This is a genomic window from Burkholderia sp. JKS000303, from assembly GCF_002563755.1.
GTDB lineage: Bacteria > Pseudomonadota > Gammaproteobacteria > Burkholderiales > Burkholderiaceae > Burkholderia > Burkholderia anthina_B.
In genome coordinates, this window is sequence record NZ_PDBZ01000003.1 from 480,887 (window position 1) to 501,268 (window position 20,382).

Sequence of the window (20,382 nt, forward strand, 5' to 3'; positions counted from 1 at the left end):
GGCGGGCGGCGGTCATTTCGACGTGAGCCAGACCCCCGCAACGATCGCGCCGATGCTGGCGAAGCGCGTGATGTCGAGCGGCCGCGTCATCGCGCCGAGCCAGCCGAAATGATCGAGCATGGCCGACACGACGAACTGCGTCGCGACGATGATCGTAAACGCCGTCGTCAGGCCGAGCTGTGACGCCGTATAGCCGATCGCGCTCGACAACATCGTGTCGAGCCGCCGGATCGACGCATTGATGGCCGATTTCTACCGCCACTTCGACAACGTCGAGCTGATCGTGCGGATCGAGGTGTTCAACGGCGTGTGGGAAGCGCTTGCCACCGGGCGCGCGGATATCGCGATCGGCGCGACGACGGCTGTGCCCGTCGGCGGCGAATTCCGCTTTCGTGACATGGGCGCGATCGAATGGGCCTTTCTCGTGAGCCCCGATCATCCGCTTGCCGGCGCCGACGCGCCGTTATCGGCCGACGTGCTCACCGCGTTCCCGTCGATCTGCCTCGAAGACACGTCGCGCGACATTGCGCGCCGCGATACGTGGCTGCTGCCGAATCAACGGCGGCTCGTGGTGCCGGACTGGCAGCGCGCGATCAACTGTTTCGTCGAAGGGCTCGGCATCGGCTACATGCCGCTGCATCTCGCGCGCCCGTTCGTCGAAACCGGGCGGCTGGTCGAGAAGACGCTGTGCGAGCCGAAAACGCCGAGCCCGTGCTGTGTCGCGTGGCATGCGCAGAAGACGGCGCCGGTCATGCACTGGGTGCTCGACTATCTCGGCGACAGCGAACAGCTGCACGCCGAGTGGATTTCGTGAATGTGTGGGTGACGATCAGGGTTGCAACGCCTGCGCCAGCACGCGCGCCACATGCAACGCGTGCGTCTGCGCGCCGTCGTGGATCTGGTGCCGGCAACTCGTCCCGTCCGCGACGACGATCGCGCCTTCGGCCCGCGCACGCACGGCCGGCAACAGCGACAGTTCGGCCATCGCCTGCGACGCGTCGTAATGCTCGGCTTCGTAACCGAAGCTGCCTGCCATCCCGCAGCACGACGACTCGACCGGCGACACCTTCAGCCCCGGGATCCAGCCCAGCACGGTCTGCACCGGTGTGAATGCGCCGAATGCCTTCTGATGGCAGTGGCCGTGCACCAGTGCCTCGGTGGCTCCGTCGAGCGCACGCAGCGGCAGCGACAGCCGGCCGGCCGCTTGCTCGCGAACCAGAAACTCCTCGAACAGAAAGGCATGACTGGCGAGGCGGGCCGATTCGTCGCCGTATCCATACGCGAGAAACTCGTCGCGCATCGACAGCAGGCACGAAGGCTCCAGCCCGACGATCGCGATACCGCGTTCGAGATACGGCCGCAGCGTATCGAGCGTGCGTTTCGCTTCGGTCTTTGCTTCGTCGACGAGCCCGGCCGCGAGGAACGTACGCCCGCAGCACAGCGGCCGTTCGCCTTCTCGCACGTTGACATGCACGGTGTAGCCGGCGGCTTCCAGCACGGCCTGCGCGGCACGTGCGTTGTCCGGCTCCTGATAGTTGCTGAACGTATCGACGAAGAGCAGCACGTCGCGGGTTGCCGAACCGGCCTGAGCGTCCGGCGCCGACATCGCGCCCGCACCCGCATTCGCCAGAAACGGCCGCGCAAAACCCGGCAGCGCGCGTTGCGGCGCGAGACCGATCCACCGCTTCATCACCGACGCAACGACCGGCACGCCGTTCGCGAACGCGATTGCACCGCGCATCCTCGAAGCCCACGGCGCATAACGCGGCAGATAGGCAATGAGCCGTTCGCGCAGTGTCGTCCCGTGCTTGCGGTTCCACGCCTGCCGCGCCTCGATCTTGAAGCGCGCCATGTCGACGCCGGTTGGGCAATCGCGCTTGCAGCCCTTGCACGACACGCACAGGTCGAGCGCGGCTTTCACGTCGTCGCCGGCGAGGCCGTCGGCACCGAGCTGGCCCGTCACCGCAAGCCGCAGCGTATTCGCGCGGCCGCGGGTCACGTGCTGCTCGTCGCGCGTCACGCGATAGCTCGGACACATCGTGCCCGCGTCGAACTTGCGACAGTGGCCGTTGTTGTTGCACATCTCGACGGCCGACGCGAGCCCGTGCGTGATGTCCGTGCCGCTACCCGGTTCGGTTTCCGCTCCGGTCAGCGGGTTGCGCGTGACGTTCCAGGCCGACCAGTCGAGCGCGGGTTGCAGCGGCAGCGCCGCATAGCCGGGTGCGAAGCGGAAGTGTTCGCGCGCATCCATGCGCGGCGGATTGACGATCTTGTCCGGGTTGAAACGGTTGTCGGGATCGAACAGCTGCTTGATCTCCGCGAACGCCGCGTTCAGGCGCGGGCCATACTGCCACGCGACCCATTCGCCGCGGCACAGCCCGTCGCCGTGCTCGCCCGAATATGCGCCCTTGTACTCGCGCACCAGCGCGGCCGCTTCGCCGGCGATCTCGCGCATCCGCGTCGCGCCGTCGCGCCGCATGTCGAGGATCGGCCGCACGTGCAGCGTGCCGACGCTCGCATGCGCATACCACGTGCCCTCGGTTTCATGCTTGTGGAACACCTCGGTCAGGCGGCGCGTGTATTCGGCGAGATGTTCGAGCGGCACCGCGCAATCCTCGATGAACGACACCGGCTTGCCGTCGCCCTTCATGCTCATCATGATGTTCAGCCCGGCCTTGCGCACGTCCCACAGTGCCTTCTGCGCGCCGGCGTCGGTCATCTTCACGACGCTGCCGGACAGGCCGAGATCGGCCATCAGTTCGACGAGCCGGTCGAGTTGCGTCAGTTGCGCATCGCGCGATTCGCCGGCGAACTCGACCAGCAGGATCGCCTGCGGCTGCCCGACCAGCGCCTGTTCGATCACGGGCCGGAACGCCGGGTTCTCCATGGATAACTCGATCATCGTGCGATCGACGAGTTCGACGGCTACCGGCTTCAGCTTCACGATGTGCTGCGCGGCATCCATCGCCTGATAGAAGGTCGGGAAGTTCACGACGCCGAGCGTCTTGTGCGCGGGCAGCGGCGCGAGCTTCAGCGTGATCTGCCGGCTGTAGGCCAGCGTGCCTTCCGAGCCGACGAGCAGGTGCGCGAGATTCGCATGGCCGTCGTCGGTGTACGCACGCGGGTTCTGGCAGTCGAACAGGTCGAGGTTGTAGCCGGCCACGCGGCGCAGCACTTTCGGTACGCGCTCGACGAGCTCGTCGCGCTCGCGCGTCGCGATCCGTTCGACGTCGTGCAGCAGGTCGAGCGTGCGGCGGTCGGTGACCGGCTGCGCGAGCGAGCCGAACCGGCACGCGCTGCCGTCGGCGAGGATCGCGTCGATTGCGAGCACGTTGTGCACCATGTTGCCGTATTCGATCGAGCGCGATCCGCACGAGTTGTTGCCGGCCATCCCGCCGATCGTGCATTGCGCGCCGGTCGATACGTCGACCGGGAACCACAGCCCGTGAGGCTTCAGCCACGCGTTCAGGTGATCGAGCACGATGCCGGGCTCGACGGTCACGGTGCGCGCCTGCGCATCGAATTCGACGATCCGGTTCAGCCACTTGCTGTTGTCGACGACGAGCGCCTCGCCGACCGTCTGCCCGCACTGGCTCGTGCCGGCGCCGCGCGCGAGCACCGGAATCTTGCGGTCGCGGGCGATGTCGAGCGCGATCCGCAGGTCGTCCTGGTCGCGCGGCACGACCACCCCGAGCGGCATGATCTGGTAGATCGACGCGTCGGTCGCGTAGCGGCCGCGGCTGGCGCGGTCGGCATGGACGTCGCCGCGCAGTTCGGTGCGCAACTGCGCGAACAGCGGCGACAGCACGGCGCCTTGCGACGGCACGAGATGGACGGGGCGAACCAGCGAAGGCGAGACGGCGGATTTCATGGCGGCGGTCGGTATCGGTTGGGAACGGATCGGGCGACGATCAGGCAAGCGTGACGCTCACGGGCGGCAATCCCGGGAGATGGCCGACGGCCGTGCCCGCGGCCGGCGGGAAAAACATGCCCGTGTACGAGCCGGTCGTGACGACGGTGCCGGCCGGCAGCGCGATGCCGCGCCGCGCCGCGTGATTCACGAGCCACGGCAGCAGGCGGCGCGGATCGCCGGCCGGGTTCGTGCCCGCCGCGGTGTCGACGATGTCCTGCCCGTCGAACGCGAACGCCGGGCCGGGCGCGACGAACGGGAAATCGGCGCGATAGCCGGCCATCTCGCCGAGCACGAGCGCGCCGTGGTTCTGCAGGTCGGCGAGCTGGGCGGCGGGCGCGACGTGCGGCCATTCGCGATAGCGGCTTGCGACGATCTCGATCGCGGCGCCCATCTGCGCGATGCCGTCGAATACTTCATCGTCGGCATACGGGGCGGCGCGCGGTGCGAATGCGCGGCCGAAGCGGAACGCGATTTCCAGTTCGAGCCCGAGCGGCCGGAACGCGTCGCGTGCCAGCGTGACGCCGCTCGCGTGCCGGCAATCGTCGGGCAGCGATGCGCACTGGATCGGTCCGTCGGGCTGCTTCGCGCCGACTTTCCACGCGCCGATCGCGGCGCCGCGTTCGGCGAGGATGTGCGCCTGCACCGCATAGGCCGCGTCGGCGCTGGCGGGGACCAGTTCGGGCGGCAGCGCGGTGAACGCGATGCCGTGTTGCCAGCCGGCGACGAGCCGGGCGGCCAGATCATGGGTAGCGTGCTGGGTCATGGATGACGAGAAGGAAGAGGCGGGCGCCGTGATGCCGGCAGCGCCCTGGCAGGCATCAGGCCGGCGACCGCTTGGCGGCGGGTTGCTCGGTGCTCGATTCGGTGAAGCGGCTGTCGGGCTGCATGCGGAACGCGAGCAGCACGCCCACGCCCATCAGCACCATGCTGCCGATGAACGGCAGCTCCCAGCTGCCGAAGCGGTCGATCACGTAGCCGGAGATCACCGGCGACAGGATCGCGGCGAGCGCGGAGCCGGAGTTCATCATCCCGCTCGCGGTGCCGGAATGTTCGGGCGCGATGTCCATCGGCACGGCCCACATCGGGCCGATCGTCATCTCGGCGAAGAAGAAGCCGGCCGCGAGGCACGCCATCGACACGTACAGGTGGTGCGTGAACAGCAGCGGCAACAGCGCCAGCAGCGTGAGCAGCATGCAGATCGACACCATCCAGCTGCGTGCGCGCTTGAGGCTGCCGGTGCGCGTCAGGATGCGGTCGGTGACGAGGCCGCCGAGCGTGTCGCCGATCACGCCCGCGAAGAACACCGCCGACGCGAAGATCGCCGATTTCTTCAGGTCGAGGTCGTAGCTGTGCAGGAAGTACTGTGGAATCCAGCTCAGGAACAGCCACAGCGTCCAGCCGTAGCAGAAGTAGACGATCGTGACGGGCATCATCCGGCGAAACAGCGGACCCCACGGCACCGTCGCGGGCTTCTGCTTCGGCGGCGGCAGCGCGTCGAGCTCGGCCTGCGTGATGCGCGGGTGATCCTTCGGATGTTCGGTGTAGACGAGCGCCCAGATCGCGACCCACACGATGCTGATCACGCCGCAGATGTAGAACGATTCGCGCCAGCCGTACACGGCCATCACCGCGACGACCGCGGCCGGAGCGACCGCATTGCCGACGCGCGAGAACGCATGCGTGATGCCCTGCGCGAAGCCGCGTTTCTCGCGCGGCACCCAGCGCGACATCGCCGAGGTCGCGGCCGGGAACGTCGCGCCTTCGCCGAGCCCGAGCAGCAGCCGTGCGGCGAGCAGCGACATCAGGCCGCCGGCCATCCCGGTGAGCAGTGTCGCGACAGCCCACAGCAGCCCGCAGGCGAGCAGCGTGCGGCGCGCGCCGAAGCGGTCGCTGACCCAGCCGCCGATGATCTGGAATACGAGGTACGGATACGCGAACGCGGAGAACACGAGGCCGATCTCCGTCCGGTTCAGCCCGAACTCCCGGCTGAACCCGGCGGCGGCCGTGCTCACGTTCACGCGATCGAGGTACGTGATGAAGTACATCACGCACAGCATCACCAGCACGATGCTGGTCGCTCGGAACAGCTTCATGTTGCGTCTCCTTGATGTTGTCTGGCTTGCCACTGCGGCCGCGCCGGCTCTGGGTCCGGCTTGCTGCGGCCGCAGCGCGGCCGCGCATCGTGCGCGGGCCGCAACGGGGAACGGGCGGCGTGCCGGCGGCGAGGCGCCGGCGCGCGCGATCAGGCCGCCGCGCGCAGCGCGGGCGTGTGGGTGCTCGATGCGATGAAGTCCATCGCTGCGACGATGCCGCTGCCGGCAAGCGGCACGCCTGCGAGCTTCAGCCCCATCTCGCAGCCGGCGAGCGTGGCCATCAGCGTGAGGTCGTTGCAGTCGCCGAGATGGCCGATGCGGAACATCCGGCCGCGCATCTTGCCGAGCGCCTGGCCGAGCGACATGTCGAAGCGCTCGTAGATGAGCTTGCGCACCGCATCCGCGTCGACGCCGTCGGGCATCATCACGCCCGTCAGCACCGGGCTGTAGACGGCCGGATCCGCGCACTGGATCTCGAGGCCCCACGCGCGCACCGCGCGGCGCGTTGCTTCGGCAAGCCGCTGGTGGCGCGCGAACACGTTGTCGAGCCCTTCGCCGAGGATCATGTCGAGCGCTTCGGCGAGCCCGTACAGCAGGTTCGTGTTCGGCGTGTACGGCCAGTAGCCGTTCTTGTTCGCCTCGATGATCTCGTGCCAGCCCCAGAACGCGCGCGGCAGCGTCGCATGTTCGCTCGCCGCGAGCGCCTTCGGCGACACCGCGTTGAAGCTGATGCCCGGCGGCAGCATCAGCCCTTTCTGCGAACCGGAGACCGTTACGTCGACGCCCCATTCGTCATGGCGGTAGTCGGCCGACGCGAGCCCCGAGATCGTGTCGACCATCAGCAGCGCCGGGTGGCCGGTCGCGTCGATCGCGCGGCGCACCGCGGCGATGTCGGACGTGACGCCCGTCGACGTCTCGTTGTGCACCACGCACACGGCCTTGATGACGTGCGCGGTGTCCGCGCGCAGGCGCGCTTCGATCATCTCGGGCTGCACGCCGCGGCGCCAGCCTTCGATGCCCGGCAGGCCGAGGAATTCGGGCTTCAGCCCGAGCGCCTCGGCCATCTTCTTCCACAGCGTCGCGAAGTGACCGGTCTCGTACATGAGCACCGTGTCGCCGGCGCTCAGCGTATTGGTCAGCGCGGCTTCCCATGCACCCGTGCCCGAGGCCGGATAGATGACCACCGGCTGCGTGGTCTTGAAGATCTTCCTGATGCCGGCCAGCACCTTCAGGCCGAGCGCGCCGAATTCGGGGCCACGGTGATCGATGGTCGGATAGCTCATCGCCCGCAGGATGCGGTCGGGCACCGGGCTCGGCCCCGGAATCTGCAGGAAGTGGCGGCCGGACGGATGGAAGTCGAGTTGCAGCATGGCAGTTCTGTCTCCTTGGTTGCATTTTGAATTTTGCATGCAAAATACTTTAGCAGAGCGATCGTCACAGAACCAAGTGCTGATTTCGCCGAAAATGCCGGTGTTTACCCGACATTCGTGGCGTGATATTCGGGTCGGGCGAGTTGCAGTAGAATCGCGTGAAGCAAGAAGGAAGGACTTTGCATGCAAGATTTGAACGAACTGGAGCATGCCGGCGGCGCGCCGGCACTGCCGAAACTCGAGCGGCAGCGGTTGCACGACACGGTGGTCGAGCACCTGCGCAAATTCATCGTCGAGGGCGTGCTGACACCGGGCATGCGGCTGAACGAGCGCGAGCTGTGCGAAACGCTGGGCATCTCGCGCACGCCGTTGCGCGAGGCGTTCAAGGTGCTGGCGGCCGAGGGTTTGCTCGTGCTGTCGCCGAACCGCGGCGCGAGCGTGTACCGGATGAGCGAATCGGAGATCCGTGAGACCTTCGAGCTGATGTCGGGGCTGGAGGCGTTTTCAGGCGAGCTGGCGTGCGAGCGCATCACGCCGGCCGAGCTCGCGGAGATCAAGGCGCTGCATTACTCGATGCTCGCGTGCCGGATGCAGAACGACCTGCCCGGCTACTACAGCCGCAACCAGGAAATCCACGACCGCATCAACGAGGCGGCGCGCAACTCGGCGCTGCGCGCGACGTATCAATCGATCAATCGCCGGATCATGTCGATGCGGTTCCGTTCGAACCAGCACGTCGAGAAGTGGGATCGCGCGGTGCACGATCACGAGGAGATGATCAAGGCGCTGGAAGCGCGCGACGGCAAGGCGCTCGCCGCGATCCTGCGGCGGCATCTGCTGGAGAAGCGCGACGCGGTGTTGCTGCTGCATGGGGAAGTCGACGCGTAGTGGTCGTGCGTCGCATGCGGCCGCCGTCGCGTCGCGCCGGCGCGCGCCGCTCAGAATGCGGTGCGCAGGCCGAGTCCGGCCGAATCGCCGTTTCCGTAGCCGCTCGCACGGTCACGCATGAACGCGACGTAGACGTCGGTCCGTTTCGACAGCCGGTAGTCGTAGCCGAGCGCCCAGGTCGTGCGTGACGGGCGATCGCGGCCGTGACTCTTCGCGGCCATGACCGACGCGAGCAGCGTACCGAAGCCGAGCGGCACCGCCGCGCCGACCTGCCCGCTATGCGTGCCGAGCCCACCGCCGTCGATCGCGTCGTGCACGTACTGGTAGAACGCGGTGAACTTCACGAACTTCAGGTCGTAGCCGACGCCGGCCAGCACGGCGTCCTGCTGCGTGAAGCCGGCGATGGACGTGGTCAGGTCGCCTGGCGCACGGTCGTACTTCGCCTGTTGGAACGCGAGCGTCGCACTGAACGCTTGCTGCCGGTCGTACGTGACGCTGCCGCCCCACTGGTTCGCCCCGGCATGGCCCGGTGCATTGCCGGTCGCATAGATCAGGCTCGCCTGCAGTGCATGCGCGCCGGGCGTCGAATACAGGACCGAATTGCTCCAGCCGTTGTCGCCGACGAGGCCTTGGCCCGCTACGCCCTTGTACATCTGGTTCAGCGCCGGTGCAAAACCGAACGACGTCGAGAACGGGTTGAAGCGCACGACGGAGATGTAATACGGCGTCGTGTTGCGTCCCGCGCGCAGCACGCCGTATGGCGTCGCAACGCCGACATACGCGTTGCGCCCGAAGAACGTATCGCCGCCGAAGCGGCCGGCGCCGCCGTTCGACGGTCGCATGAATGCCTCGAGCGCGAACTGCAGCGCATAGCCGCCGCCGAGATCCTCGCGTCCGCCGATGCCCCAGAAGCTCGTCGTGAAGCCCCCCGAATTCATCGCATACGCGCGCGGGTTGCCGAGGCTGCGTTGCGTGCCGACGTAGACGTCGGCGAGCCCGTATAGCGAGACGGACGACTGGGCCGCCGCATCGTCGGCGATCGCGCAGGCGATCAGCGCCGTGCCGACGGTCGATATCAGGTGTTTGCGTCGGTGGTTATTCCGGGTCGAATATATAGTCATACTGATCAAATGTCATGAAGTAACAGATTGAAAGATGGGGCACTGCCTCGTCGAACGGCGCGTGACGAACGAAAGTCAGCCGTCGCGAACGTCAGAACACGTGCCGGATCCCCGCGCGCCCGACCGCCTGCTCCCGGTTGCCCGACGGATTGAAGCCGGCGATCTGCGCGACCGGCGCGTCGCCCGCCGCCTTCTGGAACGCGCCCATCACGTAGACGCTCGTGCGCTTGGACAGCGCGTACTCGACGCTCAGGTTGAACTGGTGGTATTTCGGCTCGGCGTTGGTCGCGTGGTCGCGGCCCGTCGTGTACGTATAGCCGGCGCCGATCGTCACGAAGGGCGTCGGCGTGACGAGTGTCGACAGTTCGTAGTTCTGGAATGTCGCATCGTGCCCCGCGCTGCCCTGCTGGAAGTTCGTGTTCGTGAAGTCGGCGAGCAGCTTGAGCCACGACACGGCCTGATAAGACGCGCCGACGCCGAACACCTTCTGCGCACGCGCCGCGTCGAGGTAGTTGCCGTAGATCGCGTTCGTGAATCCCGGATAGTTCTGGTAGCCCTGCGTCGACACGCCGGGGTTGTTGATGCGCAGATAGCCGATACCGAACCCGATCGGGCCCGCCGCGTAGCTCGCGCCGACGCTGAACGTCGCGTTGTCGGAGAAACGGCCGGGCTGCCCGCCGAATGCATAGAGACCGCCGAACGTGATGCCCGCGATCGTCGGGCTGCGATACTTGACCGCGTTCGAGATCGGGAAGCCGTTGTCGGTGTTGTCCATGTCGTTCGGGTGCGCGAAGTAGTAGCCGCCGATGTTGCCGTTCAGCGTGAACGGCTCGACGTAGTCGACGATCGAGTCCCACTGGCGGCCGAGCGTGAGCGTGCCGAGCTTCGTGTCGTTCAGCCCGACGTAGGCATTGCGCGAGAAGGCGAGGCCGCTGCCGAGCCGGCCGGAGTCGAGGTCGAAACCGCTTTCGAGCCGGAAGATCGCGCTCAGGCCGCCGCCGAGATCCTCGGTGCCGCGCACGCCCCAACGGCTGCCGGCCGTCACGCCCGACGCGAGCTGCACGAGATGCTTGCCTTGCACGTTCGATACGTAGTCGACGCCGTCCTCGACGATGCCGTACAGCGTGACGCTGCTTTGCGCGTGGGCGGTGGCGGCCGCGGCGAGCGGCAGCGCGAACAGGATTTTTTTCATGATGAGGGTCCGTGTGGGGTGGGGGTGAGACGGCGAGCGAGCGGTGCTTCGATCCGGTTGCATACGGGAACGTAGGGACGTGCGTGCCCCGCGCCGCGATCGAGCGACGATCGCGGCGGCGGGCGGGACAACTGACGGGTGAAACGCGGGAAGGGGCGGTGCGCCGCTCAGTCGCGATAGGCGCGCAGCAGCGTATCGGCGGCGCGGAAGTCCGGCGTGAGCGGGCGGTCGCGCTCGAGGAACGCGACCTTCGCGCGCAGTGCGCGATAGAGCGGCTGCGTGGCCGGCGCGATCGTGAACGACGGCTGCTTGTGCTGGCGCAGGTCGATCGCCTGCGCGGCTTCGATCAGCTCGAGGCCGAGCAGCGTGTAGCTCGCGTCGATCTGCTTCTGCACGCGCTGCACGACTTCGGGCGCGTTCGTCGCGACGTCTTCGATGCCGCCGGCGACCGGCAGGTAGTCGAGCGACACCGGCATAGCGAGCGACTTCACCGTCATCGCGAGCGCGGTCGGCGGCTTCTCCATCGCGCCGAATGCGTGCACGGTCTCCTCGGTGCCGAGGAAGCGCGACAGGCCGGTGAGGTGCGGGTCGTTCAGCTTGACGATGCGCTGCGCGGACGCGAGCGCGTTGTGGCCGAGCGCGAGCCCGAGCTGCTCGAACGCGAGCACCCACGGCAGCGGCTCGAAGTTCGCGCTCGGCAGTACCGCACCACCGCCGTCGACATAGCCGGCCGCGTCCTGCGCGCGGTTCGACTTCGGCGTGACGCCGACCGCGACGCCCGGGTTGTCGTCGCTGGAATTGAGCTGGATCTGCAGCAGCGCGCGCGCTTCGTCGTAGGTGCGATCTTCTTCACCGAGCAGATAGACGCCGGAGCGGAAGCTGAGCGGATCCTGCAGCGGCCGGTCCGGATCGCGATTCCACAGGCTGCTGCCCGCGAGCAGCGTGCGCAGCGTCGCGCCCGCGCGCAGCGTGGCCGGGAACGGCCGCAGCGCCAGCGTGTCCTCGCGGAACGGCGACACGTTGCCGTTCAGCCCCTGCAGGCTCAGCGCGAACACGACCTTCGATACCTGCGCGAGACGCGCCATGTCGGTGAGCGCCAGCGCCGCCATGCCGGCCGAATACGCGTTGGAGCTGAGGATCGCGAGCGCGTCCTTGCCGTACGGACGGATCGTCGCGATGCCGGCCGACTTCAGCGCGTCGGCGGCTGCGAGCTTGCGGCCCTGGTAGTACACGTCGCCTTCGCCGAGCATCGCGAGCCCGACGTGGCTGAGGATCGTGATGTCCGCTTCGCCGATCGAGCCGTCCGCGGGCATCGCCGGCGTGACGCCGCGATTGAGGAACTGCGCGTACGCATCGACGATCGCCGGTTGCACGCCGGCCCCGCCGTCGAGCATCGCGTTCAGGCGTGCGGCCATCGCGGCGCGGGCCACGCGCACGCTCATGTCGGGGCCGACGCTGCCCGAGTGCGCATGGATCAGCCCGATGTTGAAGCGCGTCGACGCATCGATCACCTCCTGCGACAGCTTGCCGTGCGCATCGACCATCTCGCGGTCCTTGTTGAGGCCGACGCCGACCGTCAGCCCGTAGATCTGCTGGCCGGCCGCGGCGGCCTTCAGCAGCACGTCGTGCGCGGCCACGACCCGCTGGCGGGCGGCCGGCGCGATCGACACGGCTTCGCCGTCGGCGATGCGCGCGATCGATTCGGGGGTGACGGAGCGGCCGTCGAGCGTGACGTCCGCGAAGGCCGGGACAGCAGTGAAAAGCGCGAGCGCGAGCGCGCTCCGCATGAGGAAGCGTTGCATGAAGCAGTTCTCCGGTTTCAGGCGTGACGTGACGTGGAAGACAGCGCGGCGATCGATATGAGGGCGATGACGCTGGCGGCCATCACGTACCAGGCAGGCGCGAACGGGTTGCCCGATCGTTGCGTGAGCCAGGCGAGAATCGCCGGCGCGAAGCCGCCGAAGATCGTCGTGGCGATGTTGTAGGACAGCGACATGCCGGTTGCGCGCACGCGGGTCGGGAACAGCTCCGACAGCGCGGCGGGCGCGACGCCGGTGAAGATCGCGACCATCACGCAGAACGCGCTTTGCACCGTGACGAGTGCGGCGAGCGTGTGCACGTCGGCGAGCCAGTGCAGCAGCGGATACACCGACACGAGCATCAGCGCGGCGCCGGCCGCGAGTACCTTGCGCCGGCCGAAACGATCCGACCAGCTGCCCGCGCACACGCAGGTGACGGCCATCAGGCAGTTGCCGACCAGCGACGCGATGAACGCGTCGCGCCCGTCGAAGTGCAGTGCACGCTGCACGTGCGTCGGCATGTAGATCACCAGCGCGTACACGCACACGGCCCACAGCACCGAGAATCCGGTCCCGACGGCGAGCGCGCGCGGATAGTCGCGCACGACCTGCAGCAGCGGCGTCTTGCGCTCGGCCGGCGCATGCGCGGCACGCGCCATCTCCGCGCGGAAATGCGGCGTTTCGTCGAGCGTCTTGCGCAGCCACAGGCCGACCGGCGCGATCGCGAGGCCGAGGATGAACGGAATCCGCCAGCCCCAGTCGCCGATCTGTTCGCGCGACAGCGTGAGCGTCACGGCGGTCGCGACCAGCGCGCCGAGGATGTTCGACGCGGCCATGCTGGCCTGCAGCCACGATGCGTAGCGGCCCTTGCGATCCGCCGGCGCGTGCTCGATCAGGAACGCCGCGGCGCCGCCGACTTCGCCGCCGGCCGAGAAGCCCTGCAGCAGGCGGCCGCACAGGATCAGCAGCGGCGCGCCGACGCCGATCGCGGTGAACGGCGGCGCGAACGCGATGATGCCCGTGCCGGCCGCCATCACGAGGATGGTCAGCGTCAGCGCGGCCTTGCGGCCCGCACGATCGCCGTATACGCCGATCGCGAGCGCGCCCAGCGGCCGCGCGATGAAGCCGATCCCGAACGCCATGAAGGCCTCGACCAGCTCGGTGCCCGTGTCGCCGCGATGGAAGAAGTTCTGCGCGATGTACACGGCAAAGAACGCGTAGACGGAAAAGTCGTACCACTCCAGCGCGTTGCCGATCGACGCCGCGGCGATCGCGCGCCCGGCACTCGATGCGGGGGGCGACACGGCGTCGGCCGTGTCGAGGGGAACCGCGGTTTGCTTCACTTCGATCTCCTGTCCTGTTGTCGTGCGGGCCGGCCGTTACAGCCGGATGTGCGGAATCTGCTTGCGTTCCGCTTCGTCGAGCGCTTCTTCGTAGCCGGCGTCCGCGTAGCGGATCACCCCGAGCGCGGTGTCGTTGGTCATCGACAGCGTCAGGCGTTCGTTTGCCGCCGCGCTGCCGTCGGCGACGACGGTGACGCCCGCGCTCGTCATGTAGCCGCTGTAGCCGCCGCCGCCCGAATGGATCGCGACGAGATCGGCCATCGACGAACAGCTCATCATCGCGTTCAGCAGCGGCCAGTCGGCCACTGCATCGGAGCCGTCGCGCAGGTTCTCGGTCATGATGTTCGGGTGCGCCATCGCACCCGCGTCGAGGTGGTCGCGCGTGAACGCGATCGGGCCGGCCAGCACGCCGTTGCGCACCATCGCGTTGACGGCGAGCGCGAGCCGCGTGCGCTCGCCATGGCCGAGCCACGCGATGCGTGCGGGCAGCCCTTCGAACGGCACGCATTCGCGCGCGCGCTGGATCCAGTTCGTGACGATCCGGTTGTCCGGGAAGTGTTCGAGCAGGTAGTCGTCGATGATGCGGATGTCGTTCGGGTCGTTCGACAGTGCAATCCAGCGGAACGGGCCGATCGCGCGGCAGAACAGCGGGCGCAGGAACGCCTCGGTGAACACCGGGATCTCGAACGCGCGCGCGACGCCGCCGTCTTTCGCATGCGTGCGGATCAGGTTGCCGTTGTCGAACACGATCGCGCCGCGATCCTTGAAGCCGAGCATCGCTTCGACGTGACGCACGATCGACGCGCGGCTTGCATCCATCAACCGCGTGCGGTCGCTGTCGCGCAGCACGCGCACGTCGTCGAGGGTGTAGCCCGACGGCACGTAGCCGTACACGAGATCGTGCGCGGCCGTCTGGTCGGTGACGATGTCCGGTACGACGCCGCGCGCGAGGATCGCCGGGAACACGTCGGCGGCGTTGCCGAGCAGGCCGACCGAGATCGGCTCGCGCCGCGTCTGCGCGTCGCGGATCAGTGCGAGTGCCTCGTCGAGATCGCGCGCCTGCCGCTCGAGAAAGCCGATCTGCAGCCGCTTGTCGATGCGTGTCTGGTCGATCTCGACGACGAGCGTCGCCGCGTTGGCCATCCGCCCCGCGAGCGGCTGAGCGCCACCCATGCCGCCGAGGCCGGCCGTCAGGATGAAGCGGCCGCGCAGGTCGTTGTCGAAATGGCGCTCGGCGATCCGCGAGAAGATTTCGTAGGTGCCCTGGATCACGCCCTGCGAGCCGATGTACTGCCAGTCGCCGGCCGTCAGCCCGCCCCAGCAGATCAGGTTGCGCCGCTCCAGTTCGTAGAAGTGCTCGGCCTTCGCCCACTGGCCGATCAGGTTGCAGTTCGCCATCACGACGAGCGGTGCGCTCGCATGCGTGCGCAGCAGCGCGACGGGCTTGCCGGACTGGACGACGAGCGTGTGGTCCTCGTCCATCGTCTTCAGCGTGCGCACGATCGCGTCGTGCGACGGCCAGTCGCGTGCCGCGCGCCCGAGCGCCGCATAGACGATCAGCTGATCGGGGTCCTCGCCGACGGCGAGCACGTTCTCGAGCAGCCGCAGCAGCGCCTCCTGGCGCCAGCCCTTGCAGCGCAGCGTGTTGCCGGACGTGACTTCGAAGGTACGGGTGGTCTGGTTCATCGTCGTGCCTCCCGTTCAGCGCGCGAGCGCATAGTCGGCGATCGCGATGCCAAGCGCGGCTTCGACGGGCGGGTAGACCGCGGGATCGAACACCGACGACGACAGCGGAATGTGTGCCTTCGCGACCCGCAGCACGTGGATTTCCATCCCTTCCTTCAACTGGCCCGCGCTGACGGGGCGGCCTTCTGCGTCGAGCGTCGTGATCACGTCGGGGTAGGTCGCGATCCGTTCGCCGTGCGCGTCGTCCACCGCCATGTGTTCGTTCATCACGTGAATGACGGCGCGTTGCGCGCCGCTGCCGACGTAGACGAGCCCGACGTCGAATGCTTCGTGCGTGTATTCGAGCGTATTGCGCTCAACCTTGCCGCTCGCGATGATCTCGCCGTGCGTGGCCGCGCAGATCGCATCGATCACCGCGCTGCCGCCGCGCCGTTCGGCGTCGATGATCGCTTCGCCGAGTGCCAGCGCACGGCTGATGCCGCCGAGCGCCGCATGCTGGCGCACGTACGACGCGCGAATCGGGTTGCGGCAGCTCGCGATGAAGCCGCCCGCCATGTCGGCCGCCTTGCGCAGCACCGGCGACACCTTCGCGGTCGCGCCGCGCACGACCACTTCCATGTATGCGTGCCGTTCGCGGTTGCCGCCGGCCGCGGCCTGGATCATCGGCGTCGTGCTCGACGCAAGGCCGAGCGAGCCCATGTCGCCGGTCGGATGCGCGCGAATGTCGCCCACCGCGTCGACCACCTTGGTGCCGAGCAACGCGGACGGCAGCCACGCGTTCAGCGTGCTGGACATCCCGTTCTGCCCGATGATGAGCCCCGCGAGCGGCGCGCCGAGCGCGTCCTGCACGAGCTGCGCTGCTTTCACGTAGTCCGAACCGAGCATTTGCCAGTCGGTGAGGCCGCCCGGCGCGCCGATCGCTGCGGCGGTGGCGATCCACGCGTCGTCCTGCAACTCGTCGATGCTCACCAGTTCGGGGCGGCCGATCGTGACCGCGAGCGTGCCGAGTTCACGGCCGTGGTCGGCCCAGCCGCCGCCGCCGCATGCGAAAACCGAACCGCCCTTGACGGCGGCTTCAACGTCCTTCGAAGACAGAATGCGTCCCATGTGTCGTTTGTCCTGAGAGGGGAAAAGGGCTGTACGCGCCGGCCGGAAAGCCTTGTGTGGCGGTACTGTCCAAACGATTCTAGGGACGCCGAATATTGAGCGTTATTGCTATTTTATGGAGACTTCATAACGCAATGTTAAGGCTAGGGTAATCCCGTGATGGCGTGCTAATGACGGAATTCATGCGTCTGCGGAAAGCGCGTGCAGCGTGTCGATGAACTCGTGCGCGAGGCGCGACAGCGGCGCGAGTACCGGGTGCAGCACGCTGACGGGGGCGGAGATGGTCGGCACGATCGGCTTCACGACGATCTGCGGCCACACGGGCCCGGCGACCGTCAGCTCGTCGATCAGCGCGATGCCGGTGCCGGCCTGCGCGAGCGCGCACGCGACGTGCGCCTGCTGCACTTCGATCTTGACCTGCGGCACCAGCCCTTCGTCGCTGAACAGCCGGCGCACCAGTTGTCCGAGCGGAATGTCGCTGCCATAGCCGATCAGCGGCTGGTTCGCGAGATCGCGCACGGCCAGCGTCTTGCGCCGCGCGAACGGGTGCGATGCGGGCACGGCCGCGACCATCCGGTTTTCATTGAGGAGCTGGCTCTCGACGTTCGGGTGTGTGTCCTGCAGGAACGCGATGCCGAGTTCGACCTGTTGCGTGAGCACGGCCTGCAGCAGCACGCTCGGGATCATCGTGTGCAGGATGATGCGCACGTCGGGAAAGCGCTCGTAGAACGCCGCGATCGCGCGCGGCAGCAGCGATTGCCCGAGGTTGGGGCTGCATGCGATGCGCAGGTGGCCCATCCGGTTCTCGATCAGATCCTCGGCGATTTCGTTCACGCGCTGCACGCCCTGGTACACCGCATTGACCTCGACGAACAGCCGCTGCGCTTCCGGCGTCGGGTAGAGGCGCCCCTTGATGCGCTCGAACAGCGCGAGGCCGAGCCGTTGCTCGGCATACGAAATGAGCCGCGAGACGGCCGGCTGCGACACGTGCAGCAGCTTCGCGGCGCCGCTGATCGAGCCGGTCAGCATGATGGCGCGAAACACCTCGATCTGGCGCAGGTTCAGACGCACAGCCTTAACTCCATGTTATGTGGGAACGATAAATCGGCATGCGACATTCTGGCAGAGCGCTGCCTAAACTGCTCGTGATCAAAAAAGCAGGAGGCGAAGATGAGCGAATTCGAACAGGTCGTACGCGGCCGGCTGGTCGATGCGCACGAGGTGGTCGACGACGGCTGGCTCGCGATCCGGGACGGACGGATCGCCGCGCGCGGCACGGGCGTGCCGCCGGTGGCGCGCGACACGGTTGATGCACGCGGGCGGTGGGTGCTGCCGGGCGTCGTCGACGGGCAGGTTCATGCGGCCAGTCAGGCGAACCAGGAGGGGCTGGGTCACGCGTCGCGTGCGGCCGCTGCGGGTGGCGTGACGGTGATGGTCGACATGCCGTACGACGATCCGGAGCCGGTCGCGTCGCGCGCGCAACTCGACCGCAAGATCGCGGAAGCGGAGCGCGACTGTCACGTCGACGTCGCGCTGTACGGCACGCTCAACGCGAAGCACGGCCTCGAAGCGGCGGCCGGGCTGATCGACGGCGGCGTGTGCGCATTCAAGTTCTCGACGTTCGAGGCGACGCCAGGCCGGTTCCCGCGCGTCGAGGAAGACGTGCTGTACGACGCATTCCGGCTGATCGCACCGTCGGGTCTCGCGTGCGGCGTGCACAACCAGATGCAGGACATGACGCGCAAGAACGTCGCGCGGATGATCGAGGCCGGCGATACCGGCTGGGATGCGTTCCTGCGCGCACATCCGCCGCTGATCGAGAACCTCGCGACCGCATTGATCTACGAGATCGGCGCGGAAACGGGCGCCCGCGCACACGCGGTGCACGTGTCGACGTCGCGCGGCTTCGCGCTGTGCAACATGTTCCGGCAAGCCGGCCATCGCGCGAGCATCGAGACCTGCGTGCAGTACCTGATGCTCGATCACGAGACGCATACGAAACGCTTCGGCGCGAAGACCAAGCACTATCCGCCGATCCGGCCACGCGCCGAACAGGAACGGCTGTGGACGCACATCGCGCGCGGCGAATGCACGTTCGTGTCGTCGGATCACGTGAGCTGGGGGCTCGAACGCAAGGGCGATCCGAACGTGTTCCGCAACGCATCGGGCGGCCCAGGGCTCGAAACCCTGCTGCCGGCGTTCTGGACCGGCTGCGAACAGCACGGCGTCACGCCGACGCGGGTTGCCGAGCTGCTCTCGACGAACCCGGCACGGCACTTCCTGCTCGACGATCGCAAGGGCTCGCTCGACGTCGGTGTCGATGCGGACTTCGTGATCCTCACGCCGGAGCGTCATGCGTACGATCCGTCGCACAGTCTGTCCGCCGTGCAGTGGAGCGCGTTCGAAGGCATGGAGTTCACGGTGCGCGTTGCCGCCACCTACTGTCGCGGCGCGCTCGTGTACGACGGCGAGCGCATCGTCAACCCGGCGGGCTCGGGCCGCTTCCTGAAGCCGCACGGCAGCCGGTCGATCGCCACGCAACAGGAGCACCACGCATGAAGCAGACGGATTTCCCGCCGCTGAACGCCGAGCGTTTGAATGCACGCGTCGAGCAACTCGCACGCTTTACCCGGCCCGACGTGCCGTGGACGCGCCGCGCCTTCTCGCCGCTCTTCACGCAAGCGCGTGCATGGCTTGCCGCGCAGTTCGCCGAAGCGGGGCTTGCGGTGTCGATGGACGCGGGCGGCAACCTGATCGGCCGTCGCGCAGGCAGCGGCCGTTGCGCGAAGCCGCTCGTCACGGGGTCGCACTGCGACACGGTCGTCGGCGGCGGCCGCTTCGACGGCATCATCGGCGTGCTCGCCGGCATCGAGGTCGCGCATACGCTGCACGAACAGGGGATCGTGCTCGACCATCCGTTCGAGGTGATCGACTTCCTGTCCGAGGAACCGAGCGACTACGGCATCTCGTGCGTCGGCAGCCGGGCGCTGTCGGGCGTGCTCGACGCCGGCATGCTGCGCGCGACGAACGCCGAAGGCGAAACGCTCGCCGATGCATTGCGCCGTATCGGCGGCAACCCGGACGCGCTGCGTGAACCGCTGCGCGTGCCGGGCAGCACGGCCGCGTTCGTCGAGTTGCATATCGAACAGGGGCCCGTGCTCGAGACGCGCGGCTTGCCGATCGGCGTCGTGACCAACATCGTCGGGATCCGGCGCGTGCTGATCACCGTGACCGGGCAGCCCGACCATGCGGGCACCACGCCGATGGACATCCGTCGCGACGCGCTCGTCGGCGCCGCACACCTGATCGAGGCCGCGCATGCGCGTGCGTCGGCGCTGTCGGGCAACCCGCACTACGTGGTGGCGACGATCGGGCGGATCGCGATGACGCCGAACGTGCCGAATGCGGTGCCGGGGCACGTCGAGCTGATGCTGGAAGTGCGCAGCGACAGCGACGCGATACTCGACGACTTCCCCGAGACGCTGCTGGCCGGTGCGGCCGCGCGGCTCGAGGCGCTACGGCTGAGCGCGCGCGCCGAGCACGTGAGCCGCGCGCGGCCGACCGACTGCCAGCCGCTCGTGATGGACGCGGTCGAGCAGGCGGCCACGCAGCTCGGCTATCCGAGCATGCGGCTGCCGAGCGGTGCGGGGCACGATGCGGTGTACGTCGCGCCGACGGGGCCGATCGGGATGATCTTCATTCCGTGCTTGGGCGGCCGCAGCCATTGTCCGGAGGAGTGGATCGAGCCGCAGCAACTGCTCGACGGGACGCGCGTGCTGTACCAGACGCTCGTGGCGCTCGATCGCTCGCTGGCAGGCACGGCATAACGGCCGCAGCACGGGCAGGCCGCACCCGGTGGGTGCGGCCTGC

The 20,382-nt window shown here is 68.0% G+C and carries 16 protein-coding genes; 4 read left to right on the forward strand and 12 right to left on the reverse strand.

Going from position 1 to position 20,382, the window contains the following annotated elements; all coding sequences use genetic code 11:
- Nucleotides 1-12 precede the first annotated feature (12 nt).
- Entirely contained in the window at nt 13-213 is a 201-nt protein-coding gene (locus BX604_RS30105; protein WP_098554475.1) for a DMT family transporter, read from the reverse strand.
- Between the two features lies 1 nt (nt 214).
- Here BX604_RS30105 and BX604_RS30110 point away from each other — a divergent pair, with 1 nt between their 5' ends.
- A complete protein-coding gene (locus BX604_RS30110; RefSeq protein WP_257146463.1) occupies nt 215-814 on the forward strand; it encodes a LysR substrate-binding domain-containing protein in 600 nt (199 codons plus the stop codon).
- Between the two features lie 15 nt (nt 815-829).
- Here the strand turns inward: BX604_RS30110 and BX604_RS30115 are convergent, their stop codons facing one another.
- From BX604_RS30115 to BX604_RS30130, 4 genes are all read right to left on the reverse strand, one after another.
- Nucleotides 830-3,871, reverse strand: coding sequence for an FAD-binding and (Fe-S)-binding domain-containing protein (locus tag BX604_RS30115; protein WP_098554476.1), 3,042 nt, complete (start codon nt 3,869-3,871; stop codon nt 830-832).
- A gap of 40 nt (nt 3,872-3,911) precedes the next feature.
- Nucleotides 3,912-4,676 carry a 2-keto-4-pentenoate hydratase gene (locus BX604_RS30120; protein WP_098554477.1) on the reverse strand — a complete coding sequence of 255 codons (765 nt, stop codon included), beginning with the start codon at nt 4,674-4,676 and terminating at the stop codon, nt 3,912-3,914.
- Between the two features lie 55 nt (nt 4,677-4,731).
- The gene (locus tag BX604_RS30125) at nt 4,732-6,006 is read right to left on the reverse strand and encodes an MFS transporter (protein ID WP_098554478.1); all 1,275 of its coding nucleotides are present in this window, start codon (nt 6,004-6,006) and stop codon (nt 4,732-4,734) included.
- Between the two features lie 149 nt (nt 6,007-6,155).
- The gene (locus BX604_RS30130; RefSeq protein ID WP_098554479.1) at nt 6,156-7,376 is read right to left on the reverse strand and encodes a pyridoxal-phosphate-dependent aminotransferase family protein; all 1,221 of its coding nucleotides are present in this window, start codon (nt 7,374-7,376) and stop codon (nt 6,156-6,158) included.
- A gap of 183 nt (nt 7,377-7,559) precedes the next feature.
- Here BX604_RS30130 and BX604_RS30135 point away from each other — a divergent pair, with 183 nt between their 5' ends.
- Nucleotides 7,560-8,264: a GntR family transcriptional regulator gene (locus tag BX604_RS30135; protein ID WP_098554480.1), complete on the forward strand. Its 705-nt coding sequence runs from the start codon at nt 7,560-7,562 to the stop codon at nt 8,262-8,264.
- 50 nt (nt 8,265-8,314) lie between these two features.
- On the opposite strand, the gene BX604_RS30140 is transcribed toward BX604_RS30135, so the two are convergent.
- The 7 genes from BX604_RS30140 to BX604_RS30170 form a co-directional block, all read right to left on the reverse strand.
- Entirely contained in the window at nt 8,315-9,385 is a 1,071-nt protein-coding gene (locus BX604_RS30140; RefSeq protein ID WP_098554481.1) for a porin, read from the reverse strand.
- Between the two features lie 91 nt (nt 9,386-9,476).
- The gene (locus tag BX604_RS30145; RefSeq protein WP_098554482.1) at nt 9,477-10,577 is read right to left on the reverse strand and encodes a porin; all 1,101 of its coding nucleotides are present in this window, start codon (nt 10,575-10,577) and stop codon (nt 9,477-9,479) included.
- Between the two features lie 167 nt (nt 10,578-10,744).
- Complete coding sequence (locus tag BX604_RS30150; protein ID WP_098554483.1) at nt 10,745-12,379, reverse strand: HAL/PAL/TAL family ammonia-lyase; 1,635 nt, start codon at nt 12,377-12,379, stop codon at nt 10,745-10,747.
- Between the two features lie 17 nt (nt 12,380-12,396).
- Nucleotides 12,397-13,719: an MFS transporter gene (locus BX604_RS30155; protein ID WP_179894917.1), complete on the reverse strand. Its 1,323-nt coding sequence runs from the start codon at nt 13,717-13,719 to the stop codon at nt 12,397-12,399.
- A 36-nt stretch (nt 13,720-13,755) separates the two neighbouring features.
- Entirely contained in the window at nt 13,756-15,405 is a 1,650-nt protein-coding gene (locus tag BX604_RS30160; protein WP_098554484.1) for a urocanate hydratase, read from the reverse strand.
- A gap of 15 nt (nt 15,406-15,420) precedes the next feature.
- Complete coding sequence (locus tag BX604_RS30165; RefSeq protein WP_098554485.1) at nt 15,421-16,512, reverse strand: DUF917 domain-containing protein; 1,092 nt, start codon at nt 16,510-16,512, stop codon at nt 15,421-15,423.
- A gap of 180 nt (nt 16,513-16,692) precedes the next feature.
- Complete coding sequence (locus BX604_RS30170; protein ID WP_098554486.1) at nt 16,693-17,583, reverse strand: LysR family transcriptional regulator; 891 nt, start codon at nt 17,581-17,583, stop codon at nt 16,693-16,695.
- Between the two features lie 99 nt (nt 17,584-17,682).
- Here BX604_RS30170 and BX604_RS30175 point away from each other — a divergent pair, with 99 nt between their 5' ends.
- Both BX604_RS30175 and BX604_RS30180 read left to right on the forward strand, forming a co-directional pair.
- Nucleotides 17,683-19,071, forward strand: coding sequence for a dihydroorotase (locus BX604_RS30175; protein WP_098554487.1), 1,389 nt, complete (start codon nt 17,683-17,685; stop codon nt 19,069-19,071).
- A complete protein-coding gene (locus BX604_RS30180) occupies nt 19,068-20,339 on the forward strand; it encodes a Zn-dependent hydrolase (RefSeq protein ID WP_098554488.1) in 1,272 nt (423 codons plus the stop codon). The genes BX604_RS30175 and BX604_RS30180 overlap by 4 nt, the downstream gene beginning before the upstream one ends.
- The last annotated feature ends 43 nt before the right edge of the window (nt 20,340-20,382 follow it).